This is a genomic window from Caballeronia sp. SL2Y3 (genome assembly GCF_022879575.1).
Lineage (GTDB): Bacteria > Pseudomonadota > Gammaproteobacteria > Burkholderiales > Burkholderiaceae > Caballeronia.
Genome location: NZ_CP084261.1, coordinates 241695 through 266572, shown reverse-complemented (window position 1 = coordinate 266572; position 24878 = coordinate 241695). Strand labels below are relative to the sequence as shown.

General features: G+C 61.6%; 21 protein-coding genes and 1 tRNA gene. 11 read left to right on the top strand and 11 right to left on the bottom strand.

Annotation, left to right across the window (positions count from 1 at the left end):
- Nucleotides 1–107: 107 nt before the first annotated feature.
- The gene (gene sucC, locus LDZ26_RS14530) at nucleotides 108–1298 is read left to right on the top strand and encodes an ADP-forming succinate--CoA ligase subunit beta (RefSeq protein WP_244849863.1); all 1191 of its coding nucleotides are present in this window, start codon (nucleotides 108–110) and stop codon (nucleotides 1296–1298) included.
- Nucleotides 1299–1310: 12 nt separating this feature from the next.
- Entirely contained in the window at nucleotides 1311–2183 is an 873-nt protein-coding gene (gene sucD / locus LDZ26_RS14525) for a succinate--CoA ligase subunit alpha (RefSeq protein ID WP_244849862.1), read from the top strand.
- An 80-nt stretch (nucleotides 2184–2263) separates the two neighbouring features.
- Here sucD and LDZ26_RS14520 read toward each other — a convergent pair whose 3' ends face one another.
- From LDZ26_RS14520 to oxlT, 5 genes are all read right to left on the bottom strand, one after another.
- Nucleotides 2264–2995 (bottom strand): GntR family transcriptional regulator, encoded by a 732-nt coding sequence (locus LDZ26_RS14520; protein WP_175941041.1) that lies wholly within the window; start codon nucleotides 2993–2995, stop codon nucleotides 2264–2266.
- The gene (locus LDZ26_RS14515; protein WP_244849861.1) at nucleotides 2985–3206 is read right to left on the bottom strand and encodes a hypothetical protein; all 222 of its coding nucleotides are present in this window, start codon (nucleotides 3204–3206) and stop codon (nucleotides 2985–2987) included. The genes LDZ26_RS14520 and LDZ26_RS14515 overlap by 11 nt, the downstream gene beginning before the upstream one ends.
- Before the next feature lie 114 nt (nucleotides 3207–3320).
- Nucleotides 3321–4334 (bottom strand): 2-dehydropantoate 2-reductase, encoded by a 1014-nt coding sequence (locus tag LDZ26_RS14510; RefSeq protein WP_244849860.1) that lies wholly within the window; start codon nucleotides 4332–4334, stop codon nucleotides 3321–3323.
- 157 nt (nucleotides 4335–4491) lie between these two features.
- Nucleotides 4492–5439, bottom strand: coding sequence for a LysR family transcriptional regulator (locus LDZ26_RS14505; RefSeq protein WP_244849859.1), 948 nt, complete (start codon nucleotides 5437–5439; stop codon nucleotides 4492–4494).
- A gap of 22 nt (nucleotides 5440–5461) precedes the next feature.
- Complete coding sequence (oxlT, locus tag LDZ26_RS14500) at nucleotides 5462–6814, bottom strand: oxalate/formate MFS antiporter (RefSeq protein WP_244849858.1); 1353 nt, start codon at nucleotides 6812–6814, stop codon at nucleotides 5462–5464.
- 403 nt (nucleotides 6815–7217) lie between these two features.
- On the opposite strand from oxlT, the gene LDZ26_RS14495 reads away from it, so the two are divergent.
- Together LDZ26_RS14495 and LDZ26_RS14490 are read left to right on the top strand one after the other, a co-directional pair.
- Nucleotides 7218–8162, top strand: coding sequence for a LysR family transcriptional regulator (locus LDZ26_RS14495; protein ID WP_244850224.1), 945 nt, complete (start codon nucleotides 7218–7220; stop codon nucleotides 8160–8162).
- A 97-nt stretch (nucleotides 8163–8259) separates the two neighbouring features.
- Nucleotides 8260–8604, top strand: a complete 345-nt coding sequence (locus tag LDZ26_RS14490; protein WP_244849857.1) for a hypothetical protein — start codon at nucleotides 8260–8262, stop codon at nucleotides 8602–8604.
- Nucleotides 8605–8702: 98 nt separating this feature from the next.
- On the opposite strand, the gene LDZ26_RS14485 is transcribed toward LDZ26_RS14490, so the two are convergent.
- On the bottom strand, nucleotides 8703–10154 hold the full coding sequence (locus tag LDZ26_RS14485; RefSeq protein ID WP_244849856.1) for an aldehyde dehydrogenase family protein: 1452 nt from the start codon (nucleotides 10152–10154) through the stop codon (nucleotides 8703–8705).
- Between the two features lie 297 nt (nucleotides 10155–10451).
- Between LDZ26_RS14485 and LDZ26_RS14480 the strand changes: the two genes are divergently transcribed.
- Entirely contained in the window at nucleotides 10452–10847 is a 396-nt protein-coding gene (locus LDZ26_RS14480; protein ID WP_244849855.1) for an RcnB family protein, read from the top strand.
- Between the two features lie 57 nt (nucleotides 10848–10904).
- Here LDZ26_RS14480 and LDZ26_RS14475 read toward each other — a convergent pair whose 3' ends face one another.
- Complete coding sequence (locus LDZ26_RS14475; RefSeq protein WP_244849854.1) at nucleotides 10905–11264, bottom strand: H-NS family nucleoid-associated regulatory protein; 360 nt, start codon at nucleotides 11262–11264, stop codon at nucleotides 10905–10907.
- Nucleotides 11265–11949: 685 nt separating this feature from the next.
- Here LDZ26_RS14475 and LDZ26_RS14470 point away from each other — a divergent pair.
- Nucleotides 11950–13086, top strand: a complete 1137-nt coding sequence (locus LDZ26_RS14470; protein ID WP_370650716.1) for a lipopolysaccharide biosynthesis protein — start codon at nucleotides 11950–11952, stop codon at nucleotides 13084–13086.
- Nucleotides 13087–13907: 821 nt separating this feature from the next.
- Nucleotides 13908–14381 carry a hypothetical protein gene (locus tag LDZ26_RS14465; RefSeq protein ID WP_244849853.1) on the top strand — a complete coding sequence of 158 codons (474 nt, stop codon included), beginning with the start codon at nucleotides 13908–13910 and terminating at the stop codon, nucleotides 14379–14381.
- A gap of 337 nt (nucleotides 14382–14718) precedes the next feature.
- Here LDZ26_RS14465 and terL read toward each other — a convergent pair whose 3' ends face one another.
- Nucleotides 14719–17076, bottom strand: a complete 2358-nt coding sequence (terL, locus tag LDZ26_RS14460) for a phage terminase large subunit (protein WP_244849852.1) — start codon at nucleotides 17074–17076, stop codon at nucleotides 14719–14721.
- 537 nt (nucleotides 17077–17613) lie between these two features.
- Here terL and LDZ26_RS14455 point away from each other — a divergent pair.
- From LDZ26_RS14455 to LDZ26_RS14440, 4 genes are all read left to right on the top strand, one after another.
- On the top strand, nucleotides 17614–17826 hold the full coding sequence (locus tag LDZ26_RS14455) for an excisionase family protein (RefSeq protein ID WP_244849851.1): 213 nt from the start codon (nucleotides 17614–17616) through the stop codon (nucleotides 17824–17826).
- Complete coding sequence (locus LDZ26_RS14450) at nucleotides 17802–19136, top strand: Arm DNA-binding domain-containing protein (protein WP_244849850.1); 1335 nt, start codon at nucleotides 17802–17804, stop codon at nucleotides 19134–19136. Before LDZ26_RS14455 ends, LDZ26_RS14450 begins: the two co-directional genes overlap by 25 nt.
- 179 nt (nucleotides 19137–19315) lie before the next feature.
- On the top strand, nucleotides 19316–20455 hold the full coding sequence (locus LDZ26_RS14445; RefSeq protein ID WP_244849849.1) for a hypothetical protein: 1140 nt from the start codon (nucleotides 19316–19318) through the stop codon (nucleotides 20453–20455).
- Nucleotides 20456–21454 carry a hypothetical protein gene (locus tag LDZ26_RS14440; protein ID WP_244849848.1) on the top strand — a complete coding sequence of 333 codons (999 nt, stop codon included), beginning with the start codon at nucleotides 20456–20458 and terminating at the stop codon, nucleotides 21452–21454.
- On the opposite strand, the gene LDZ26_RS14435 is transcribed toward LDZ26_RS14440, so the two are convergent.
- The 3 genes from LDZ26_RS14435 to rpoD form a co-directional block, all read right to left on the bottom strand.
- The gene (locus LDZ26_RS14435) at nucleotides 21432–22349 is read right to left on the bottom strand and encodes a DNA adenine methylase (protein WP_244849847.1); all 918 of its coding nucleotides are present in this window, start codon (nucleotides 22347–22349) and stop codon (nucleotides 21432–21434) included. The two genes, LDZ26_RS14440 and LDZ26_RS14435, sit on opposite strands and share 23 nt — an antisense overlap.
- A 229-nt stretch (nucleotides 22350–22578) precedes the next feature.
- Nucleotides 22579–22655: transfer RNA gene (locus tag LDZ26_RS14430), tRNA-Ile, on the bottom strand.
- 132 nt (nucleotides 22656–22787) lie between these two features.
- The gene (gene rpoD / locus LDZ26_RS14425) at nucleotides 22788–24842 is read right to left on the bottom strand and encodes an RNA polymerase sigma factor RpoD (protein ID WP_206469201.1); all 2055 of its coding nucleotides are present in this window, start codon (nucleotides 24840–24842) and stop codon (nucleotides 22788–22790) included.
- Nucleotides 24843–24878 lie beyond the last annotated feature (36 nt).

Genomic DNA, 24878 nt, shown 5'->3' with positions numbered 1-24878 from the left:
GTGATATATCTAATATCAGCGCTGACCGCTGCATTCGTCACGCGCATCCACGACAACGGCCGGAGCGCTCGGGCTGTCCGCACGCGCCGGACGAAACAGGAGACGCAATGAACATCCACGAATATCAAGCGAAGGCGCTGCTGCGAAAGTACGGCGTCGCGGTGCCGCAAGGCCGCGTCGCTTTCACGACGCAGGAGGCCGCCGATGCCGCCAGCGCGCTCGGAGGCCCGGTCTGGGTCGTCAAGTCGCAGATTCATGCGGGGGGACGTGGCGCGGGCCGCTTCGCCAACGATCCGGAGGGCAAAGGCGGCGTGCGCGTGGTGAAGTCGGTGGAAGACGTGCGCGAGAACGCGCAGAAGATGCTGTCGTCGGTGCTCGTGACGAAGCAGACCGGACCAGCCGGCAAGGAAGTCAAGCGCCTTTATATCGAGGAAGGCTGCGACATCGCGCGCGAGCTGTATCTCGGCATGCTGGTCGACCGGGCGAGCTCGCGCATCACGATCATGGCGTCGACCGAAGGCGGCATGGAGATCGAGGAAGTCGCGCATCGCACGCCCGAGAAGATTCTCAAGGTCGCGATCGATCCCGCGACCGGCCTTCAGCCCTTTCATACGCGGCAAGTTGCGTTCGGCCTGGGGCTCACCGGCAATCAGGTGAAAGCGGCGTCGAAGTTCATCGCCGCGCTGTATCAGGCCTTCGTGGAACTCGACGCATCCGTGGTCGAGGTCAATCCGCTCGTGGTGACCGGTTCCGGCGACGTCATGGCGCTCGACGCGAAGCTCAATTTCGACGACAACGCGCTGTATCGCCATCCGGACGTCGAAGCCCTGCGCGACGAAGACGAAGAAGACCCGGCCGAAATCGAAGCCGCGAAGCACGGGCTCAACTACGTGAAGCTAGACGGCAGCATCGGCTGCATGGTGAACGGCGCGGGCCTCGCCATGGCCACCATGGACATCATCAAGCTCTACGGCGGCGAGCCGGCGAACTTTCTGGACGTGGGCGGCGGCGCGACGCAGGAACGCGTCGCGACCGCGTTCAAGCTGATTCTGCGCGATCCGAAGGTGCAAGGCATTCTCGTCAACATCTTCGGCGGCATCATGCGCTGCGACGTGATCGCAGAAGGCGTCGTCGCGGCGGCGCGGGAAGTGGACCTACGCGTGCCGCTCGTCGTCCGCCTGGCCGGCACGAATGTCGATGCCGGCCGCGAAATCCTGCGCACGTCCGGTCTCACCATCATCTCCGCCGAAAACCTCGCCGATGCCGCCGACAAGATCGTCAGCGCCGTCCGCCCTTGAGAGGAAGCCTCCATGAGCGTTTTGATCGACAAGAACACGAAGGTGATCTGCCAGGGCTTCTCCGGCGCGCAAGGCACCTTTCACTCCGAGCAGGCGATTGCATACGGCACGCGAATGGTCGGCGGCGTCACGCCCGGCAAGGGCGGCACGACGCATCTCGACCTGCCGGTCTTCGACACGGTGGCCGATGCGGTCGCGAAAACCGGCGCCGACGCGTCCGTGATCTACGTGCCGCCGCCCTTCGCCGCCGATGCGATTCTCGAAGCCATCGACTCGGAAGTGCCGCTGATCGTCTGCATCACGGAAGGCATCCCGGTGCTCGACATGCTGCGCGTGAAGCGCGCGCTCGCGGGGTCGGCGAGCCGGCTCGTCGGGCCGAACTGTCCGGGCGTCATCACGCCGGGCGCGTGCAAGATCGGCATCATGCCGGGACACATTCATCAGCCGGGGAAGATCGGCGTGGTGTCGCGCTCGGGCACGCTGACTTACGAGGCCGTCGCGCAGACGACCGCCGCCGGGCTCGGCCAGACGACGTGCATCGGCATTGGCGGCGATCCGGTGAACGGGACGAACTTCATCGACTGCCTGTCGCTTTTCCTCGCCGACGACGCGACCGAAGGCATCATCATGATCGGCGAGATCGGCGGATCGGCGGAGGAAGAAGCGGCGCAGTTCCTGAAGGACGCGAAGACGAAGAAACCGGTGGTCGGCTTCATCGCCGGGACGACCGCGCCGCCGGGACGCCGCATGGGCCACGCGGGCGCGATCATATCGGGCGGCTCGGGCACGGCGAGCGCGAAGATCGACGCGATGAAATCGGCGGGCATCCACGTCGCCGATTCGCCGGCGGCGCTCGGCGAAACGATGCTGCGGGCGATGCGCTAGCGCGTCTTGCGGGCGCATGAAAAAGGCCGCACGGCGGTTGCCGTGCGGCCTTCTGCTTTACTGCTCGTGCTGCCCGACACTCAATCCAGAAAATCGCAGTTCGCCTCGACGAACGCCGCGAGATCCAGCGAATGCTGCCGCACGAGCCGCTCGACGAGCTCGGTGTCGCGCTTCTCCAGCGCCTCGATGATGCGCATGTGATCGACGATCGAGCGCGACGCGCGGTCGCTCTGCGAGATCGTCATCTTCCGGATGGCGCGCACGTGCACGAAGATGTTCTTGATCGTGTCGAAGATGATCTGCGACTTCGACAGCCGCACGATGGCCTGATGGAACGCGATATTCGCTTCCGAATACTCGTCGATATGCTCGGCCGGCGTGCTGTCGCGGAAATTGTCGAACATGTGGCGAAGCTGGGCGATCTCCTCGTCCGTCGCGCGCTGCGTGGCAAGGCGCGCCGCCATGCTTTCGAGCGCCGCCCACATGTGAATCATCTCGACGATCTCGCGCTTGGTCTTGCGCAGGATATACACCCCGCGGCGCGGCACCGTGCGCAGAAAGCCCTCCTGCTCCAAGAGCGTCATGGCCTCGCGGATAGGCGTTCGCGAGACGCCCAACGCTTCCGTCAGCTCTTTTTCGTCCAGACGGATTTCTTCCCGCGAACGGTAGATGTCCGCCTCCGCAATCGCCTGCCGCAGTTTCGCGTACGCCTGATCGCGCAGCGAAACCGTGGCGTTGATCGGCTCCAGCGAGAGCGTCAGCCCGTTCGGGCGAACTTCCGGCCTGTCTACGGATTGAGTATCAGATGGCATTGATGGCTTGGTTTCCCATTTGCGGACGGTCCGCGACGACGCGCTTGCCCGAACCGCCGTTCTGGTCGTCCGCCGCGAGTCCGGCAAAGCGACCGTGTTCCTGTGCGCGCTGCAGCATGTCCTGCGGCACCGCCGACGCAATCATAAACGTAACGCCCACACCCACGGCAACCAGCGCGATTCCAACGACAACCAACAAGGCGATGCTCATTTCAGGCTCCGGTCAAATCACTCAAGAGCCCCTAGTATATGTTGCGTCGCAACAGGACGCAACATATTTTGCATCTTGTATATCAGAAACAACGCTGGTGCCCTCCGATCCAGTTTAGGCCGCTTTTTGCGTTTGCGGCGGCGCAGGCGTCCGCGTGGTTCCCTGATTCACCGCTTCGCGCAGCTTGATCAATGCGAGGACCGCATCGATCATCGGCGTTTCCACGTGCACCAGGCGGCCGATCTCCTGCACGACCGTAATGAGCGGGTCGATCTCCATCGGCCGGCCGGCTTCGCAGTCCATCAGCATCGACGTCTTGTGCGCGCCGACCGCCCCCGCGCCGTTGATACGCCGCTCTACGTCCACGCGGAAGTTGACGCCGATCTTGTCGCCGATCGCCTTCGCTTCCAGCATCATCGCCTTGGAGAGCGCGCGGGTGCCGGGGTCGCTCGTGAGGACATCGAGCGTCGCGTGCGTGAGCGCGCTGATCGGATTGAAGCAAAGGTTGCCCCAGAGCTTCAGCCAGATTTCATCGCGAATGTTGTCGCGCATTGGCGCTTCCATGTCGGCGGCGGCCATGATGTCGTGCAGTGCCTGAAGGCGCGGCGTGGTCTCCCCGCTCGGCTCGCCGATGGGAAACTTCTTGCCGTAGTGATGTTCGATGACGCCCGGCTCCACGATTTCCGCCGCTGGAAGCAGCACGCAGCCGATGGCCCGCTCCGGCCCGAAGACGCTCCATTGCCTGCCGCCCGGATCGATGCTTTGCAGCGTCGTGCCGGCGAGCGCGCCGCCGTGCTGATAGAAGTACCAGTAAGGCAAGCCGTTGACCGCTGTGACGATGGCCGTGTCCGGTCCGAGCAGCGGCGGCATCAGGTCGACCACGCCCGGCACCGAATGCGCCTTCAACGCGATGATCACGTAGTCTTGCGGCCCGAGTTCGGCGGGATTGTTCGTGCAGCGCACTTTGACCGTGTGCTCTTGCCCGTCGATCCTGAGCCGCACGCCGTTCGCCTGCATCGCCGCGAGGTGCGGCCCGCGCGCCACGAAGCTGACGTCCGCTCCGGCCCGCGCGATTTGCGCGCCCATGTAACCGCCGATGGCTCCGGCGCCATACACGCAGATCTTCATGCTCGTCTCCTAGAGTCGTAGTCTTGCGGTCTTCTGATATACAAGATACTACATTCCACGCTCACCCAGAACAAGGCGATTCGTGCGGCGGCAGACGAGCGAAAACCCGCATGCGCCGGCGGCGTTGCGGTGTCGTCGGGATAAACGGACGCGTCGCTCAGGCCTCGATGGCCTGTGACGTGTTGAGAGTATGCGTCGAGGATGCGATGAAGTGCGACCAGACATGCGCCGCGCTCTCGCGCAGCGCGCGGCCACGGCGGCGCACGATCATGACCGTGCGCGCGGGGTCGGGCGCGAGGGGAATGAATCGCGTGCGGGCGCTGTCGCAGGCGAGGCGGGCGTGCATCGGCAGAACGCCGACGCCGAGACCGGCCTCCGCCATGCGCGCCACCGCGACCGGCTGCGTCAGCCGCTGCCGCACTGCGCCCGCCACCGCGTGGCGCGCGAGCGCGGCTTCGACGGCGGCGAGGCTGCCGGTGTCGTCGTCGAGCAGAAGGAGCGGCATGCCGCGCAACTGCGTCCACTCCAGAAGCGCCGCGTCCGCCAGTCGATGCGACGCGCCGACCACCGCTGCGAAACCATCGGCGAATAGCGGTTCGAAGGCGAGTTCGTCCAGATTGTCCGGCGCAATGACGACGCCGATTTCCGCCTCGCCCGAGCGCACAAGCTGGAGCACGGCGTTCTGCGGCCGGTCCAGCACGGTGATGCTCACGTCCGGCAGCCGCTCCTTGCACGACGCGAGCAGCGCGGGAAGCACGCTCGCCGTCAGGCCGCAACTGCTCGCCATGTGGACAATGCCCTGCCCGGCTTGAGCGTCGGCGCTCGGCCGCAGTGTCGCTTCCAGTTCCTCGACGAGCGGCGCGATGCGCGCGAGCAGCTTGCGTCCAGTGTCGGTGAGCGTGACCTGGCGCGTGGTCCGGTCGAAGAGCCGCAGCGCGATTTCGTCTTCGAGTTCTCGAATGCTGCGGCTCACCGCCGATTGCGTGATGCCGAATTCGTCGCCGGCGCGGGTGAAGCTGCGGTATCGCGCGAGCGTCACGAAAAGCCGCAACTGATGCAGCGACACCGAAAGCGCATGCGCGGGAGCGGCCGGGCGTTCGCGCATGCGCTGCCTTCCTTTGCGTTCGTTATTGAACCGACGTCTTGCCCGGTGCTTCGGGCCAGCCCGCCTGGAACGACGCGTTGATCGACGAATCGCCCGAGGTGGCGGCGACCGTGTTCTCGATCCAGCGCTTTCTCATCGGCGCGAGCACGAACTTGGCGCACAGACCCGCGGCAATCGACGTCGTGGCGGCCGTGATGAACACCGCATTCCACGATCCGACCGACGCGAGCACCGATGCGAGCGGCACCAGCATCGAGGCCGTGCCCTTGGCCGTGTACAGCGTGCCCGCGTTGGCGGCGGCGTACTTGCTGCCGAAGGTGTCCGCGCACGTGGCCGGGAAGATCGAGAAGATTTCGCCCCAGCAGAGGAACGTCATCGCGGCGAACAGCATGAAGAGATACGGATGATGTCCGAACTGCATCAGCCCGAGCAGCGCCACGCCCTCGCCAAGGAAGATAATGAACATCGTGTTCTCGCGGCCGATCTTGTCCGAGATGAAACCGCAGAGCGGACGCGTGAAGCCGTTGCATAGGTTGTCGATGGAAAGCGTCATCGCGAGCAGCGGCAGCGTGATGCCCAGCACATTCACCGGCATCTTCGCGAAGCCGTATTCCTTCGCGATCGGCCCGAACTGCGCGGTGGCGATCACGCCGCCCGCCGCGACGAACACGAACATCAAATAGAGCACCCAGAAGAGCGGCGAGCGCACCATCTGGCCGGTCGTGTAGTCGATTTTGGTGGACACGATCCGCTTGGCCGGCGCGACGTTCACCGGGGGCTTCGGACGCACGAGCATGAGCGCGAGCAGGAAGATGCACACGCCCTGGAAGATGCCGAAGAACATGAACGCGTGTTCGTAGCCCGAGGACTGGATCATGTTCGAGATCGGGATGACCGTGACCGCCGCGCCGGCGCCGAAGCCCGCCGCCGTCAGGCCGGCCGCGAGACCGCGCTTGTCCGGGAACCACTTCAGCGCCGTGCCGACGCACGTGCCGTACACGCATCCCGCGCCGATGCCCGCGATGACCGCCGCGATATAGAGATGAACGAGGCTTGTCGCGTGCGCGTCGATGACCCAGCCGATGGCCGCGCACACCGATCCGCCGATCACGACCGGACGCGGCCCGAACTTGTCGACGAGCCAGCCTTCGACTGGCACGAGCCAGGTTTCGGTGACGATGAAGATGGTGAACGCCGTCTGAATGGCCGCTTGGCCCCAATGGTGCTTGGCATCCATCGGCACGACGAAAAGGGTCCAGGCGTACTGGAGATTGGCGACGAGGCCCATGCATAGAATGCCGATCGCCAGCTGGATCCAACGGTTGTGGTGACGCCCGTGCGACTGCCCGGACACCACCGTGTCTGCGCTTGCCATGTCTGTCTCCGATATCTGTCTCTGCGCTCGTGCGGCGCTTGATGTACAGCGAGATCACCGGCGCGGGGCCGGCGGGCGTTGCGGTCGGTCAGGGAAGGTGCTCCGGCCAGGCGGCGCGGGCGTGGCGTCGCGTGTCCAGAAGGGCGATGGGTTCGCGCTTGGGGCCAACATCCGCGTCAGGCGATCGAAGAATCATTTCGAGCGATTCCCAAGAGGTCCGGATGGTCGATGCAGCCCTGTCGGGCTCGATGCTGCGTGCTCTGCGGCGCTCACTGCGTCGGCTGAAAACCGGCTTACAACTGCGGGGCACGTGAAAGCATCGTGGGGGACAAAAATGATTAAGGAAAGTTAAAATAAATTATTGTATAAGTTAGCTATCGTGAATGGATGAGGGCCTGCCGTGCTGCGAAATGCCACTCTGCGCCAACTCAAAATCTTCGAAACGGTCGCGCGACGCCTGAGTTTTTCGCGGGCGGCGGAAGAGCTCTATCTCACGCAGCCCGCCGTATCCACGCAGGTCAAGCAGCTGGAAGAGCACGCCGGCTTGCCTCTTTTCGAACAGCTCGGCAAGAAAATCTATCTCACTCCGGCCGGGAACGAAATGCTCCATTACAGCAGGGCGATACTCGAGCAATTCCGCGAAGCCGACGACGCAATGGCGCGTCTCAAGGGTATTTCCGGAGGCACGCTCAACGTCGCCGTGATCAGCGCGGGCGATTACTTCTTTCCTCGTCTGCTGGCCGAATTCACCAAACGTAATACGGACGTCCGGCTCAATCTCGCCGTGCATAACCGCGAGGAACTGCTGCATCAACTCTCCGACAATTTGACGGATCTCGCCGTCATGGTCCGGCCGCCGCGCGATATGGACACGGTCAACGTGTCGTTTGCGCCGCATCCTTATGTGATCGTCGCGCCGCCCGATCATCCGCTCGTCGGACGAAGCAATATTCCGCTGGAATCGCTCGCCGACGAACCGTTCATCGTGCGCGAGCGTGGCTCGGACACGTGGAATTCGATGGAAGAAGGCTTCGCGGGCAGGCTCACTAATCTCAACGTCGCGATGGAGATCACGAGCACCGAGACCATCAAACAGGCCGTGATTGCCGGAATGGGACTGAGTTTTTTATCCGCGCATACCATCAGCATGGAATTGCAGGTCGGCAAGCTCGCCGTACTGGATATAGAAGGCTTTCCCGTGATGCTCAACTGGTTTGTCGTGCATCGCAACAACAAGCGCTTGCCGCCAGTAGCGCTCGCCTTCAAACAATTTCTGATCGACGAAGGCGCCGCGCAGATCGAAGCGATCACGCATATCGTCGCAAAGACGGGGAAACCCGATTCATAACTCAAACGGAATGGTTAGCCGAAGAAACTTTGACTGTCCTGTATGAATGGCTTTTCCTATCCTGCGTGTATGCCCTGCGGCCACTGAGGAGACGATCATGAGCCAAGCCATGCATAGCGACGACCGGGAAGTTCTGGCGCAAGTCTGCGCGTTCAACACCGCTTTCGAAGAACTCGACCTGATGTTCCGCTGGGACGCGGACACGTATCGCTCGCTGGCATCGGCGGACAGCGACTACGGGAAGATTGCGCAGTACATCGGGACCCAGTGTCCGCATCTGCTCAAGGCGTATAGCGCGGAGTTTCTCTGCCAGGCGATCGTCGAGCGCAAGAACATGACGATCGAAGCGTGCCGGCAGAACACGGTTCAGTACGAGGACAGCACGCAGCGCGCTCGGCTTTGGCGCGCGCGCGACAAGGAAGGCGTGCAGGCGCGCGTTTAAGTCTTTCTTTCGCGATGTATTCGGGGCGGCTTCGGCCGCCCTTCTCGCGTTGTGCGAGAACCGCCGCGCGTCTTGAACGCGCGGCGCTCATCGGTCGCTCAGGGCGTCAGCGACACCCACACTGCCTTGGGCTCCGTGAAGTTCTCGATGGCCACGTCGCCGTGCTCGCGGCCGAAGCCCGAATCGCCCGAACCGCCCCACGGCAGCCGCACGTCCGTATAGCCGTAGGTATTGACCCAGACGGTGCCCGCCCTGAGTTCCGCCGCCATGCGATGCACCCGTCCGATGTCCGCGCTCCACACGCCCGCCGCGAGGCTATAGGCGGTGCCGTTGGCGATGCGCAGCGCGTCCGCTTCGTCGTCGAAAGGAATGACGCTTGCCACCGGCCCGAAGATCTCTTCCTGCGAGATGCGCATTTCGTGCTCGACGTTCGCGAACACCGTCGGCTCGACGAAATAACCGCGCTCGCCCGCGCGCCGGCCGCCCGTCACGAGCGACGCGCCCTCGCCCGTGCCGATATCGACGTAATCGAGCACGGTCTTCATCTGCTTCGCGGAGATGAGCGGTCCCATGTTCGTCTCGCGCTTCGATGGATCGCCGAGTTTGATGGTTTGCGCGCGCTGGGAAAGGCGCTCGACCACGTCGTCGTAGGCGGCGCGCTGCACCAACACGCGCGATCCCGCCGAGCACACTTGTCCCGCGTTGAAGAAGATGCCCGATGCCGCAGCGCGCACCGCGCTGTCGATGTTGGCATCGGCGAAGATCACGTTGGCCGACTTGCCGTCCAACTCCAGCGTCACGCGCTTGAAGTTGCCCGCCGCGCCCTGAAGGATGCCCCGCCCGACCGAAGGCGAACCCGTGAAAGTGATTTTGTCGATGCCCGGATGCGCGACCATCGAATCCCCGACCACCGAGCCCTTGCCCGTGACGATGTTCAGCACGCCCGGCGGCACGCCCGCTTCGAGCGCGAGGCGGCCGACCATCAGCGCGGAGAGCGGCGTGATTTCGGCGGGCTTCACGATCAGCGTGCAACCGCAGGCGAGCGCCGGCGCGATCTTCCACATGCCGATCATCAGCGGGAAATTCCACGGGACAATGGCGCCGACCACGCCCACCGGCTCGCGCACCGTGTAGGTCAGCGCATCGGGCCGCGCCGGCACGACCTGACCGTTGATCTTGTCGCACCAGCCGGCGTAGTAGGCGAGCGTATCGATGGCGGCGGGCACGTCCTGCCGCTGGACGCCGGCGATGGGCTTGCCCGCATCGAGGCTTTCGAGCGCAGCGAGTTCTTCTTGATTTTCGCGCAGCAGTTCGGCAAGCCGCATCAAGATGCGGCCGCGCTCGGCGGCGCGGATCGCGTTCCAGGGCTTCAACGCGGCGCGCGCCGCCTGCACTGCGCGGTCTACATCAGCCGACGTGCCCTGCGCGACGTGGGCGATGGGCTCTTCGGTCGCGGGATTCAGATTGGTCGAATATTCGCCGCCGCTCGGCGCGATGAATTCCCCGCCTATCAATAACTCGTAGCGCTTCACATCCGCTGTGCTTTCCATGTCTCTCTCCATGCTTTATTAAATCGTTTCATGGTGGGCCAGAAAGCCGCCCGACGATAGAAAAACATTTTTATTGTTCTTATTCAGCGTCATGTATGGGCGGATATCGTATTGCGACGCTTTGCCCGTCAGAGCTTACCGCCCGATGCGCGTAATGCGCGTAATCGGAAGTAAGCGTTGCTTACACAATCTCACGTCATCGCGCCGCCTTGCAACGTAGAGCGACCGCCTGTTCGCGCACAAGGGCAATAACCCCTGGCAAGCGATCAATCACTACTTTACGAGGAGAAACGTTCCATGAAAAAAGGAATCGTCGTTGCGCTGTTATCTGCAGGTCTCGGACTTACTGCGGGGGCGAGTTTCGCACAGCAGTGGCACGGCCAGGATGAGAATCACGGCCCTCAAGCCAATCACGCGCCGATGATGCACGGCCACGATGCACACGACGGCCACGATGCACACGACGGGCCCCGCCCGCAGGAGCATGCGGATCGCGACCGCGGTCATCCGGACTGGCACAAGGGCGATCGCCTTTCGAGCGAATATCGCGACCATCAGTATGTGGTCGACGATTGGCGCGGCCACGGCCTGCGTCAACCGCCGCGCGGATATCAGTGGGTCGGCGTCGGCGCGGACTACGTGCTCGTCGCCGCAGCGACCGGCCTGATCGCCCAGGTCGTATTGGCGCAGTAATACGGCGCTCGCGCGCGCAGGATGGGCTTACGCGAAGCCTTCGTCCCTGCGCGCGCTTCAGTCTTCGTCCGCGAAGAGCGAAGCCTGCGAAGCGTGCCGCGGTGGCAGGCTCGCAGATTGTTCGACCAGAAACGCGTCCCGATCCTTGCCCGCGATCCACTGCGGCGCGCGACCGCGCCCGCTCCACGTCGCCCCGCTTTCCGGATCGCGATACTTGATGGCCGCGTCCGGTGCCGGATGCTGCGTGCCGGGCTTACGGCCCATCAGTTCGTTCAACGAGATGCCGTATTGACGCATCTTCTGGACGATCTCGATCAACGCGAGGCGCTCTTCTTTGCGCCGTGCTTCGGCCAGTTCTTTCTCCAGCGACTCCCTTTGCGCCATCAACTCGGCGACTTGCGGACTTCTGTACGTCATATTCGTGATGTGCGATTGATTGCAGCAGCCCAATGCCCCGCCGCCGCGACAAAAAACGAGAGGCTAACATGATCGGGCTCGGCGCGAGCAGACGGCGCCGATCGCCCAGTAGGGGTATTTTTTTCCCGGCGGCAATCAATCCTCATATCGATATCGTTCGTTGGGTCTCCGAAGTATTATGGAACGCGCCGAATCGCTTTTCCCTCAATGCATGCGCCGTTACGTCACGCCATGAAACATCAATAAGGATACCGAACTTTATAGCCGGTTCGCGCACAATGGAGACGGAATGATTTGCGCTGAAGGTTTACATCGAAGCGAGAACACAGTAATCTTTCGCCGCTGCCTCGGGTTTCCGGCAACGCTTGCCTATTCGACGCATCACTTCGCATAGAGCGGGTAAATCTGACTGCTCATGTTTGATGCGGCGGATTCGAGTCAGCGTGGATCGACCGCGATGCTTGCATGCTTCGCCGCGAATCCGTCTTGAACGCGCGATGAGTCGCGCATGACCGAACGCATCGGCGATCTTTTGGTCGCCCTCGACTGCCGTGCTTCTGCTGGCAGTACGTTTCAACCATCGGTTTCATCCATTCGTGGGTTGATGTGCGCCGCGATGATTTTTTGCGCGGCCTGCTTCCCTTTCAGTCCGAGCCATCCGAGACGATGAAAGCACTATCTCATCGTGCATGACTCGGCACGCCATTTAGTACGACTAATGATCATGACGAAATCGACTCGACCTTGCTCACTCCTTATCCGGCCTTTCACGTCGCTTAAGCGCGGCGCGGTAGTCAGCGCGATGATGACGAGCCTGCTGCTTGCAGCCTGCGGCGGCGAAAGCGGAAGTCCCGTTGACGCAGCCACCGACAAGAGCAGCACGCTCGCAGCGACGGTGAAAAGCGCGAACACGAACGGCTCGATCTTCTATGGCATGAACGGCCATAACAACAGCGGCGGCGCATACGACATCTCCAGCCCTGAGACGCAGCTTTCGCAACTCCGCGATCTCGGCGCGACGATCTACCGCAACGAGGTCTACAACCAGGCTTCGGCGAATAAACTTGCGGGCATTGCACGAACCATGGCGGACGGCGGCGTGACCGTCTATCCCGTCATGCTGCTGGGTCTTGGCTATAGCAACGAGCAAGATGCGTATAACGCGGGTTATAGGCTCGGCAAACAGACCGCGAGCGCGTACCACTACAAGTACTACGAGGTCGGCAACGAACTGGAGGCGCACACGCTCAACGGAAATGTCGACGGCGTCTATTGGCAACATTACGACAATCACCGGTACGAGATTGCCCGAGGCATCATTCGTGGCTTGATTGCGGGTGTGAGATCGGAGGACACGGAAGGGAAGATCGTTCTGGGCGGCACGTGGCTGCACTATGCGTTCTACCAGATGCTGGGCGACGGTTCGCAGCCTGACGGCTCGTGGGGCCATCCGACCGTAAACTGGGACATCACGGCATGGCACTGGTACTCGAACGAAGGCGACATCACGCACGCCTGCGGCGGTACCGGCTGTCACGACGTGCTGGCGGTGTTGCATCAGATGGGCAAGCCGATCTGGATCAATGAATTCGGCGTGCGCCCGAGCCTTGGGTCGCTTTTGCAGATCGCAAGGTATCTCACGGGCGGCGACATGATGTCCCAGTATGTGGATGTCGCGTCCAAGTACAACATCCAGTCGATTCAGGCGTACGAGCTCTACGACGATGCGGAAGGCGCGTATGGAATGATTCGCGGTGACGGGCATTCGCAGAAGCCGGCTTATTCGTCTTATCGGGATTTTGTGCGGAATCATCCGCGGTGATGGTTGGCAGGCCCGCAATGCCTTCGGGCGTTGTGGGCCGAAGCGTACGCGTTCCTGGTCGCGCCGCTTCGGTCGTCGACGTCGACGGTTCGAGTGTGATCCAAGGAGTACACGTGACAACCACGGCGATTTCGATGAGAATATTGGCCGCAACGGCGCGGAATCGGGCGACAATTATGCGAAATCTCGGTGCCGAACCGGAAACGCAGATTTTGGCGCGCTAGCCTCTCCCAATCCCCTGATTTCACTCTCCCTCAGCTTCGGCAGTCGCTAGTAGTTCGTGGCGAAGCCTGCAGCCGCCTCCATCTCGCCACTCGTTATCGGGGCGTTCTCCCATTAGTCGCGCCCCACCTCTCGTCGCTTGGATTTCGCATCCGGGGCCGCCACCGAAGACAACTGCACTTGCAATTTGCCAGTCTTTGGCGGCTCCCACTTGAGCCTTGAGGATTTTTGCGCCCAACGGTATAGCCAACAGGATTCGCGCCGCGAGATCCGCCTTTACCGAGCGCAAAGGACGCAACCTCGCAGATCGAAGTCAGATAAGTCTCCATTACGACACTTCAGCCGAAGACATATTCGTATCGGTCATTGAATGACGCGGTGATCTCAATGCGCGGCACATAGCAAACATGAAACATTTCTGCACGCCGGAACCGAACGGTGGTTTGCACATGTAAAGTCCCGCTATTTAGGCGCTCGCTCTTATCATTTAAGGCCCACGCAGAGAAAGACGCGAGCAATGCGGCTTTACATCTTTTCCGGGCTAGATATTGATCGACGGCCCAAGCCTGATGCTTCACATAACGAATAACACGCGCAGCATGATTCGTCCGATTCACAGGCTTTCCATCGTTTTAGCGTTCCTGAGCGCCACAGCCGTGCAAGCAGCGCATTCTGACGCTCATGTTGCCTGGAAGACTCCGAATCATCCTCTCGCAATATTCATCCTAAAGCGCAAGTCGTCGTGCCCTGGCTGCACGAGCAGTTGGGTGCGAACGGAATCCACTGAATGGGTAGGCAGCGGTGCTCGCCAGGTTCAGCGTCTGCCCGAACCGGTCGGCGTCGACTTCGTGGTTATGACGCCGCTTCTGCGCGAACGCCTGTCGACGAATGTCACCGTCTACCGCGATGCTTATCCAAACTCGCCGGACTCGCCGGGCGCGAAGGACGTGCGACAGGCGACCCGGCTGACGGTGCAACTGGATATCCACGGGCCGTCTGGCGCCGACAACGCACAAATTGTCAGCACCCTGTGGCGCGATGCGACCGCCTGCGACGCGCTCGCGGCAAGGTGATCGGAAACTTGTCTCGCATCTCAAGCGCGAGCGGGCGGCCGGACTGGCAAAAGCAAAGAAGGCGCAATATAAACGTCTGCACCGAAAACTCACTTGCGAGCGCTGCAGGTTGGATCCTGTCACGGCATTCGGCACTGAGCTTGCGGAAGCTTGTATCGAAGTCCACCATTCGACGACTCACGTCAGTCAGATGGGCGCCCAGCACACGACAGCACTGGATGATCTGCAGTGTCTATGTGCGAACTGTCACCGACTTGTACATCGACTCCTGCGAGAGGAAGCCGACGCCTAGCCCTAACCGCATGGGCGAGGACACTTCCAGCTTCTCTCTGGGGAGTCACACCGCCGCCAACGCTGCATCCGAGATCCGCATCGGCCGCCGTGCGATGAGCAGCGCGAAGGCGCGCGACAGCGCGTCCACCTGATCGTCGTGCGTGCCGAACGGGAAGCCGCGCAGTTCAGACACCAACGCCGCGTTCCAGTCGCCGCGCAGCATCACCACGTTGCCCACGTTTGCCTGCGCGGCGAACGGCTCGGCCCGCGTGACTTTGTCGCCCGTCTCAGGGCTGCTCGTCACGCGATAACCCGCCAGTTCACGCGTCAGATACAGCACCTGCGTCTTTCCTGCCTGGCCCGGGTCTTGTGGCAAGCCGATGCGCGTGCCAACGCCATCGAGCTGCGCGGTCGCGGCGATGATCGCGTCGCGCCGGTCCGGTCCCCACCGTCCGCGCGTCATGTCGCCGATCACATAGCGGCCGTCGGCCAGGCGCCCGAGCTTCGCGCCTGCTGTCCAGTCGCCGTCACCCTCCACGCTCGCCAGATCCCAGCCACGCACCCACTCGATGTAGGTGGTCGGCACGATGTCGACCACGGTCAGCCGCTCGGGCCTGAAGAGATCGCCCTCGGGCGGCACCGGCATCTGCTGATACAGCGACGCCCAGGTTCGCGGGTTCGTCTCGTACTGCGCCCAGTGCTTGCGGTCGAACCATTCGGGCCACAGGTACTCGCCCTTCGCGCGATTGAGCGGATCCGTGTCGGTCTCGCAGCGCGCCTGCAGGCACAGCACCTCCCACGTGTTGCCGTCTCGGCACGCGATCTGACCGCTCTCGCCATGCCAACCCTCGGGCAGGATGCGGCCGGCCAGATCGTCGTCGTGCCAGCGTGTGTTGTGGCTTATCAAACCGTTAGCAATGCAGTTTTCGGTGCGCTCAATCTCGACATCAAAGACATCCTCGATACCGCGCTCGGCAACTTCAGCGACGACGTCTCTCGTTATCTCGTAAGTATTGAGCCGCCGCACGAAGAATGTCCTCAGTCTTGCCGTAGCCGATCGCAAGGTTGCAATCGTTGCGGAGAAGCCCTCTAACCTTGTCACTGTCGTGGCAATGGTCGACGCATAGCTTTGCATTCCAATGAGCGCGCGTGTTCCGGTTCGAGGCAGGTTGCTTGCAGATGGCGCAGACTCCGCCCTGCTCGGCCAGCAGACGCTCATAGTCCGCGAGACTAATCCCATATCGGTGGCGTAGATGTGCTTCACGCCTCGATGCAGGATTGACCGAAGGCGCTCGAACGCCGATTTTCCATTGATGCTGGCTGTAGTGGTGCATGCACATCCCTTTGCACCTGGCTGGCTTATCGCACTCTGCTGCGGAGGATGTAATGCCTTTCCATTTACCCCAGTGACCGTCAGGATGACGCTGCCCTTTTTTAGCGTAGCCGTTTGCTGCCATAACCTCTCGCCCTTCCGCTCGACAAGGAACGGATGCCTTGCATTTGCTTTAACGAAGGTACCCGACTTCATCGTGATTTCATAGACGCGGTCAGGACCTCGGTTCGCCCAATTGCGCACCCTTGATGCCGAAATCCTGCCGTTGTCATATGTCGCTACGCGATCGCCCGGACGAATATTTCGCAGCAACTCCTCGTGTCCGTCCTCCATCAGCACGCGCGTGTCACCGGTCATGCATTGGATCAGCACGATCCAGCCGCCGGGGACCAGCCGCGTCTTGAGATCGTCCTCATACGCGTCGAATACCTTGTCGCGCACCACCTCCGAGTCAGCCTGCTCGCGCCCGCGCACGGGGTCGTCGATCAGCAGCCCTTGGCACCGATTGCCAGTGACGCCGGACAGCAGCCCACAGGCGAGATACTCGCTGCCGTTGGTGAGTGCGAACGCGTGCGCCGCGTGCGAGTCAGCCGTCAACTCCGTGTTCCAGATGCGCTGCCAGCGCGGCTGCCGCACGATCGAGCGCGTGCGCCGGCCCATGCGGCTCGCCAGCGCGTCGCCGTAGCTCGCGAGGATCAGCCGGCGGTCGGGCGCGGCGCCGAGATACCAGGACGGGAACACCACCGAGGCGTAGGTCGACTTGCCGCTGCCCGGCGGCGTGAAGATCATGAGCCGTCCGTGCGGCGTGCGGCTGGTGGCGTCGACCCACTCGAGGATCAAGCGGTGGTGCGCGGCCAGGGGCTTGGCGAGCGGCTCGAACTGATCGCAGTCGTTGTCCGCGTCAACCGGGGCGTCATCGTCCCCGCTTGCACTGTCGATGGCGTTGTCGTCTACGTCGCCGTTCACCGGCCGCCCCGGCACGTCGATCGCGTTCGCGTACGCGAGGATGTCGGTGCGCGCGCGGCGGCGCGTGAGCAGCTCCGCCGCGGCTTGGTCAGCCCCGACGCGAGCGACGGCCTTGTCGTCCATGCTCAACGATGGCTTCGAGTTCGGCATCGCTCATCGACTGCACGCGCAGCGGACAATAAGAACGTCCGCAAGCTGCTCGCGCGCTATCCCGGACTGGATGTCACCCGCACCGACCATCATGTGCGCGTGCGTCACAGAGGCACGGGCGACTTCATCATCATTTCGATGACCAGCTCCGACTGGCGCAGTCTGCGCAAGGTTAAACGGGATCTCGAGCATCTCACGGCGGGCAACGGCTACTTGCAACGCGCGGCTCGAGGTCGGGCCTCGAGCCGACGCGGGCGATGACCGCGATGCCGGTCATCGCCGATCGGGCGCGAAGGAGTCAAGCCGTTTCTGGCGGCCCGCCGCATCCTGCCGACTGAACGCGACACTCGCGCTCGACGCCCGCTTCCGACTGGCTGTTCGCGCGACACGACGCTACAGTGCGCCTGCCGCTCACCCACACGGGGACGGACGGCCAGGGGCCGGCCCCGCAGACCGAACCGCACTCGCACACGAGCTTAACGGTAAGGATCACTCACCATGCGTAGGCCGTTGGAAAAGCCAGTCGCGAACCCGCCGCCGGGCAGCAACTACGTGACCGTGGCGCTGGCTGCTGCCCTCACGGGACTTTGCGAGAAGGCGATCCGCCGCAAGATCGAGCAAGGCCGGTGGCTCGACGGACGTGAATACCGCCGCGCACCGGACGGCCACATATTTATTTCATTGACGGGATATCAAAGATGGGTAGAACAACAGGGGGCGTAGAAGTTCGCGAAGCCTCGATTCGCCTGAGTTTCACTGCGGGTGGCGTGCGCTATCGGACGACGCTCATGATCGACGGTGCCGCGATGTTGCCGACGCCCGCCAACATCATGTACGCCAACCGGCTCATGGCCGAGGTCAGCACGCGCATCAAGGCGGGCACCTTCGACATGGCCGAGTATTTTCCGCAAGGCGCCACGCCGGTCAAGCGAGGGGCAGCGTCGAACGCGCTGGCCGTCGAGACGTCGGTCGAGCCACCGGTGAGAAGTTCACCGAGGACCGCGAGCGCACAGCAGCCGGCGGAGAAGCCCGCTGAAACGCCCTCGCAACGCAAGGCGAAGGAGCACGCGAACGCCGCGCCCACCGTCGAAGCCTGGCTCACGCAGTGGCTCGACATGACGCGCATCGAAACGTCCACGCGCATCGGCTACGACGCCGCCGTCAAGCTCTGGTGCCGCGCGTCCTGTGACAACCGAGGGCGCAAGGTGGGTAGCGTGCCGCTCGACACGCTGAAGCTCTCGCACATCCTCACGGCCATCGCGAGCCGCCGCGAACTGTCCGGCAAGACCATCAACAACTACGTGTCGGTGCTGCGACTGGCGCTGGGTGTCGCCGTCGCCGATCAGCTGATGCCGACCAACATCGCCGAAAGCGTCTCGCGCGCCAAGCATCAGCGCCAACCCACCGACCCGTTCTCGCGCGAGGAGTCGGAAGCGATCATCGCCGAAGCGGCCAAGGTCGACGTGCAGATCCACAACTACATCGAACTGTGGTTCTGGTCGGGGCTGCGCACGTCGGAGATCAACGGGCTCGAATGGTGTTTCGTGGATTTCAAGGACAACACGATCGCTATCGAGCGTGTGCTGGTGGCCGGCGAGGAGAAGAACCGCACCAAGACGGCGGAAGCTCGCCTGGTGCGCCTCAACAGCCGGGCGTGCGCCGCCCTGCAGCGCCAACGTGCCTTCACGCAGGTCGCGGGCGGACGCGTGTTCCAGGACCCGCGCAGCGGCAAGCCGTGGCACAGCGAGGAGGCCTTCACCCTTGTGTACTGGTCTCGCATCTTGAAGCGCCTCGGCATCCGCTACCGCCGCACGTACAACATGCGCCACTCCTACGCGACCAGCATGCTGATGGCCGGGATGACGCCCGCGTTCTGCGCGCGCCAGCTCGGGCACACGGTTGAGATGTTTCTGCGCACCTACGCGAAGTGGATCGACGGGAGTCAGAACGATCTGGAAATGGCGCGGCTGGAGAATGCGCTGACGGATCTCCCGGCATCCTCGGGAGCCGCCAGCATGGCGCACCGCGTATGATGCGTCTCTAAGAAGAGTGTTCCGCACGGCCACCCAAAAGGTCTGTCGCGTCTCGCGGCGAGCCTCGCACCACCGGGTCCAGCGCCACCCGCTAGGTGCGGATGCACGCACAGCAAGCCGAAGCCCGTGATAGGCGGGCATCCGAATGCTAGAATCGCAGCAAATCTTCGACCGAACCCATGACATTTAAAGCTCCACTTCGTCAATCGACGCCCGGGTGCCCAGTCGAGCTGCTGCGCTTCGACGACCAGAACCCTCGACTTGAGGACGGGCGCGACCGGACTCTGCGTAATGACGCCGAGATCATCCGATCTCTGAAGGAGGTAGCAGCACTCGGTGAATTGATCAATTCGATCTGCGCTAACCGTTATCTTGATATCGAACCGCTGATTGTCATTGGGGATAGCGAAAGCGGGCCCTTCACCGTTCTTGAAGGGAATCGCCGCTTAGCCAGCATCAAACTGATACGAGATCCGGCGCTGGCTGCGGACTGTAAGATCGCTATACCGGAAGTGACTGAGGAGGTCCGGACTTCGACCGATACAGTAACCGTCTATCGAGTTGGCAGTGTCGACGAGGCGAGAGCATTCATCGGCTTCAAACACATCAATGGCCCTCATCGCTGGGAATCATTCGCCAAAGCGAAGTTCGTGACAAACTGGTACAAAGCTGGTCGCCAAGGGGGGCTTAGCATCGATGATATCGCCCGGGAATTGGGCGATGATAATAAGACTATCCGCAACATGATCGCGGGCATGTTGACGTTAGAGCAAGCCGAAAGAAACGGTTTCTCGGTGCAGGACAAGTATGCTCGAGGACGATTTGGATTCTCCCACTTGTACACTGCCCTGTCGCGCGGTGAGTACCAGGATTTCCTAGGACTTAAGAAAGGCTGGGCCCAAAATCCCACGGATAATCCCGTTCCTAGCACGAATAACGAGAATCTGAATGAGGTGATGCTGTGGCTCTACGGATCCAAGTCCCGAGATAAAGCGCCGTTAATCCGCTCGCAAAACCCAGACTTAGCCGACCTCGGCGATGTCCTTAAAAATCGAGTCGCACTGGCGACGATACGATCAGGGGGATCGCTGGCACAAGCGTTGGCCGAAGTGAAGCCGGTCAATACGCTTTTGGCCGATGCAATGGTTGACGCCAATGCAAAGATTCGAGAGGCCGTTGGACTGGCGGGTCGCGCGGATGTTCATGACGAATCCCTCTTCAACATTGCAAAACAGATCTACACGCAAGCCCGATCGTTAGTGACATTGATGAGCGTTTTAGCGCAGAGCGAGGGTAAGACATCTGGAGAAGATGATTAAATGCAGTTGCAACCGCCGCCATTTGATGCTGATGTATATCGGTGCGCAGACTGGCTCGAACTGAAGGTACTCTCGGTAGCGACGGGCGAGGTATTCTTTTCTGACATTGAACGAGCATGGGAAGCGCGACGCGAAGCCGAAGAAGAAGACTTTGAGGGACAGCAGCGAGAATTCGATCTCTGGCTCAATGCAGTCTGCGATGAAGTTGAGACACGCAGAAAATCGCTCGGATCAGCTTATCCTTTCGAATTTAACGATGACGAAAGCGGCCTGACGCTCGGAGTCGATCCAGGCGCCTTCACTACGGGGGCTTTCGTCTACCTTTTCTGCTTGATGCTGTCCACCATCGGAGAAACGCAACTGTTCGAAGGGGATGCAGGAAACATAACGCCTGAAATGCGCGATCTCTTCCAAGCCTGCGCCGCATGGGCTGCGGCCGGAGTGGTCGCAGGTTGCGCCTACGCCTTCGGCTGGCCGCGTCCGGAGCGCAACGATTTCTTGACAGCGCTGCGCTACGTTTACCATGACTTGCTACGAGAAGGGGTTGTGGTCAACGAGGCACCGCCCGGTGCTTCCTTGCAGGAGAAGGATGGGGGAATTGACGTAATAGCGTGGTCGCCCAGGCCCGATTTCGGACCGGGGCAGCCCTATTTGATTGGACAGGTTGCAACCGGAGAAAATTGGCAAGGAAAGAGCGTCGAGGTTTATATCAAACCGCTGCACCTCAACTGGTTCGTCCGCGCACCTCGAAGTGTGCCGCAGCCAGCTATGTTCATTCCGTTCTGTATCAAGCCTCGCGGGAACGCCACCGTCACGCAACAACTCGAGCACTATACTCCCATGTTTGGGAGCATTTATTATCGCCTTGTGTTGCCAGAATACGCCGCGCGTGGCTTGAAATTGGCCGCCGGAAACCAGGCGCTCTTTCTGCACCGTACGGAGGATTTACCGCATGTGCAGAAGGAAGTTACCTCCTTCATAGCAAGGCTAGCTCACTGAGTTCCGGCTCATGGAATCGCTCCTTTTTCATCGGCTGGCACGCCGCTGGTATGGTCAAGCCGTCAGCAAAAATCAGCGCCTCAGATCCTTGATACCGCTCGGCCGCGCTGTAGCTTAGAGAATAAGTCATCTGCCGAAAAGAGGAATATAGAGCGCGTATTTCTGGATGATTGTCATAGGAGGCCATCCAGCGAATATGCGATGGTAAAGCGGCAATTGTGGACGCCAGCCGAGCGTGGTCATTGTGACAATAATAATTCAAGTACAGATCCTGTCCTTTTTGATAGTACGGCGGATCAAGATAGATAAAAGCCTTCTTGGCGATCGACCTGGCTAGTCGTTTGATCAGGCGTTCAGCGTCGACATTGTGCAGCGTAATCTTTGTAGAGTAGTCGGCAATCCGCTCAATACGAGAAATAAGGTCGCGCTTATTGAACCGCGCGTCGATTTTCCACTCTCCCGTCTGCGCTAGACCTCCGATCACGCCGCCCCGGTTGACAATGCCGGACCTATTGGTGCGGTTTAGAAAGAAGGTTGAGAAGCCAAGTTCGAGCGTTCCAGCCTTGTCGTCCCACTGTACTGCGCGTTGACGTTGCCATTCACTAATCGTTACTGGCGTATCAGCGATCATGCGACAAAGTTCGTCAGGGCAATCCAAAACCGACCGCCAGAAAGCATGAATGGACCTGTTCAGATCGTTGATATGAATTCTGCGCACCTTGCCCAAGATAAGAAGTTCCAATGCGACGGCTGCGCCGCCCGCATAAGGCTCGACATAGGTACCGTCCTCCAGACCGTTCAGACGCAGCAGTCGGGAAATGAAAGGGGTAAGTTTGCCCTTGCCGCCCGGATAGCGGAGTGGCGAAAAATATCCATGAGAGAGGCCGGCGGTCACAAAACCCTCCAAAAGTGACCGAAATTATATCGGGACTAAGCCTCAAGTCGAAACGTTGTTATGAGCGGATGGCAGACACGAGGGGCTCCAGGCCGCTCGACTAGCAACCCAGGAAAGCCCAGTGGGTCACGCAACCCACCAGCGTCCCCGAATGGTCCCCAGAGTGTCCCTAAAGCCACCCGCCGGGGACCAAACCCCCGCTAACCCTTTGATATCCTGAAGTAAATACTGGTGGGCCGGGTGGGACTCGAACCCACTGTCGGTCGATTATGAGTCGACAGCTTATACCAGTTAAGCTTCCGGCCCCTCTCGAAAACGGAGGGCAAAAAGAAAGCGCCGTGCGGCGCTTTCTGATGCTTCAGAAGGATGCCAAAGGCGACTCTCGAAGGTCTGCGAGTTTGCCTTACAACGTCTCTCAATACAAGCCCGGGACGCGCATCAATTGCCCTCGAGGAACGACTTCAGCTTGTCCGACCGGCTCGGGTGACGCAGTTTGCGCAGCGCCTTCGCCTCGATCTGGCGAATGCGCTCACGCGTCACGTCGAACTGCTTGCCCACTTCCTCCAGCGTGTGATCCGTGCTCATCTCGATGCCGAAGCGCATCCGCAGCACCTTCGCCTCACGCGGCGTCAGCGAGTCGAGCACGTCCTTCACCACGTCCCGCATGCTCGCATGCAGCGCAGCGTCGGAAGGGGCTACCGTGTTCGTATCTTCGATGAAATCGCCAAGATGCGAGTCGTCGTCGTCGCCGATCGGCGTTTCCATGGAGATCGGCTCCTTCGCGATCTTCATGATCTTGCGGATCTTGTCCTCGGGCATTTCCATCTTCTCGGCAAGCGTCGCCGGATCCGGTTCCAGGCCGGTCTCCTGCAGAATCTGCCGCGAAATACGGTTCATCTTGTTGATCGTCTCGATCATGTGAACCGGAATACGAATGGTGCGCGCCTGATCCGCAATCGACCGCGTAATGGCCTGGCGAATCCACCACGTCGCGTAAGTGGAAAACTTGTAGCCGCGACGATATTCGAACTTGTCCACCGCCTTCATCAGGCCGATATTGCCTTCCTGAATCAGATCGAGGAATTGCAATCCGCGGTTCGTGTATTTCTTCGCAATCGAAATCACGAGGCGCAGATTGGCCTCGGTCATTTCGCGCTTCGCCTGACGCGCCTTCAGTTCGCCCGCCGCCATCTGGCGATTGGTTTCCTTCAGGTCCTTCAGCGGCAACACCACGCGCGCCTGCAAATCCAGCAGACGCTGCTGCTGTTCGCGGATCGCCGGGATATTGCGCTCCAGCACCGCGCTGTAATCGTGCCCTTCCGCGACGACCTTGTCCGCCCAGTCGAGGTCCGTCTCATTGCCCGGAAAGCGGGCGATGAACTCCGCGCGCGGCATGCCGCACTTGTCGACGACCGTATGCAGGATCTGCCGCTCGACCTGCCGCACTTCATCGACTTGCGCGCGCAGCGTGTCGCACAGGCGCTCGACGGTGCGCGCCGTGAAGCGGATCGACATGAGTTCGGTCTGAATGGCTTCCTGCGCCTTCAGGTACGCCTTCGACTTATAGCCTTCCTTCTCGTACGCGCGGCGCATCTTGTCGAACCACTCGCTGATGAGGGAGAACTTTTCGAGCGACTGGCGCTTCAGCGCTTCGAGTTGGGCGGCGTTGGCGCTCGCCTGCGCGGCGCCGTCATCGTCGTCCTCTTCTTCGTCGCTTTCCTCGTCGGCTTCCTCGTCCTCGGACTCGATCGCCTCGGCTTCCTGTTCGGAGAAGCCGTCGGTGTCTTCCGCGTTCGGATCGATCAGGCCATCGACGAGTTCGTCGACGCGCGTTTCCTCGTTCTGCACGCGCTCGGCCATCGCGAGAATGTCCGCGATGGTCGTCGGGCAGGCGGAAATCGCCATGACCATGTGCTTGAGGCCGTCCTCGATGCGCTTCGCAATCTCGATCTCGCCTTCGCGCGTCAGCAGCTCGACCGTGCCCATTTCGCGCATGTACATGCGCACGGGGTCGGTGGTTCGGCCGAACTCGGAATCGACCGTGGAGAGCGCGACTTCGGCTTCTTCCTCGACCTCGTCGTCGGCCGAGGCGTTCGGCGCGTTGTCGTTCAGCAGCAGCGTCTCGGCGTCGGGCGCCTGCTCGTACACCGCCACGCCCATGTCGTTGAACGTGCTGATAATGCCTTCGATCGCCTCGGTTTCCGTGAAGTTGTCCGGAAGGTGATCGTTGATTTCGGCGTACGTGAGGAACCCGCGCTCCTTGCCGAGCTTGATGAGCGCGCGCAGTTTCGAACGGCGCTCTTCCAGCTCTTCGACCGTGCCGGGCGCGCTCGACGCGAACGCGTCTTTCAGAAGCGCCTTCTCCTTGGCGCGGCGGTCGCGTGCCTTGGCCTTTTCGACCTTCGCCGCGGGTGCGGCGGCCGGCTCTGCAGTTTGCGGTGCGTCGTCTTCGACGGGTACATCGTTCAGCTTTTTCGTCATGGAGTTCGCCATACAGGCTCTAGTCTCGACTCGCGGCTGCCGGACGGC

Coding starts and splice junctions, on each gene's coding strand:
- sucD (WP_244849862.1), top strand. CDS start 1,311: ATGAGCGTTTTGATCGACAAGAACACGAAGGTGATCTGCCAGGGCTTC.
- terL (WP_244849852.1), bottom strand. CDS start 17,076: ATGGACGACAAGGCCGTCGCTCGCGTCGGGGCTGACCAAGCCGCGGCG.
- rpoD (WP_206469201.1), bottom strand. CDS start 24,842: ATGGCGAACTCCATGACGAAAAAGCTGAACGATGTACCCGTCGAAGAC.
- LDZ26_RS14510 (WP_244849860.1), bottom strand. CDS start 4,334: ATGAAGATCTGCGTGTATGGCGCCGGAGCCATCGGCGGTTACATGGGC.
- oxlT (WP_244849858.1), bottom strand. CDS start 6,814: ATGGCAAGCGCAGACACGGTGGTGTCCGGGCAGTCGCACGGGCGTCAC.
- LDZ26_RS14490 (WP_244849857.1), top strand. CDS start 8,260: ATGAGCCAAGCCATGCATAGCGACGACCGGGAAGTTCTGGCGCAAGTC.
- LDZ26_RS14520 (WP_175941041.1), bottom strand. CDS start 2,995: ATGCCATCTGATACTCAATCCGTAGACAGGCCGGAAGTTCGCCCGAAC.
- LDZ26_RS14475 (WP_244849854.1), bottom strand. CDS start 11,264: ATGACGTACAGAAGTCCGCAAGTCGCCGAGTTGATGGCGCAAAGGGAG.
- LDZ26_RS14465 (WP_244849853.1), top strand. CDS start 13,908: ATGATTCGTCCGATTCACAGGCTTTCCATCGTTTTAGCGTTCCTGAGC.
- LDZ26_RS14440 (WP_244849848.1), top strand. CDS start 20,456: ATGCAGTTGCAACCGCCGCCATTTGATGCTGATGTATATCGGTGCGCA.
- LDZ26_RS14445 (WP_244849849.1), top strand. CDS start 19,316: ATGACATTTAAAGCTCCACTTCGTCAATCGACGCCCGGGTGCCCAGTC.
- LDZ26_RS14485 (WP_244849856.1), bottom strand. CDS start 10,154: ATGGAAAGCACAGCGGATGTGAAGCGCTACGAGTTATTGATAGGCGGG.
- LDZ26_RS14450 (WP_244849850.1), top strand. CDS start 17,802: ATGGGTAGAACAACAGGGGGCGTAGAAGTTCGCGAAGCCTCGATTCGC.
- sucC (WP_244849863.1), top strand. CDS start 108: ATGAACATCCACGAATATCAAGCGAAGGCGCTGCTGCGAAAGTACGGC.
- LDZ26_RS14505 (WP_244849859.1), bottom strand. CDS start 5,439: ATGCGCGAACGCCCGGCCGCTCCCGCGCATGCGCTTTCGGTGTCGCTG.
- LDZ26_RS14515 (WP_244849861.1), bottom strand. CDS start 3,206: ATGAGCATCGCCTTGTTGGTTGTCGTTGGAATCGCGCTGGTTGCCGTG.
- LDZ26_RS14480 (WP_244849855.1), top strand. CDS start 10,452: ATGAAAAAAGGAATCGTCGTTGCGCTGTTATCTGCAGGTCTCGGACTT.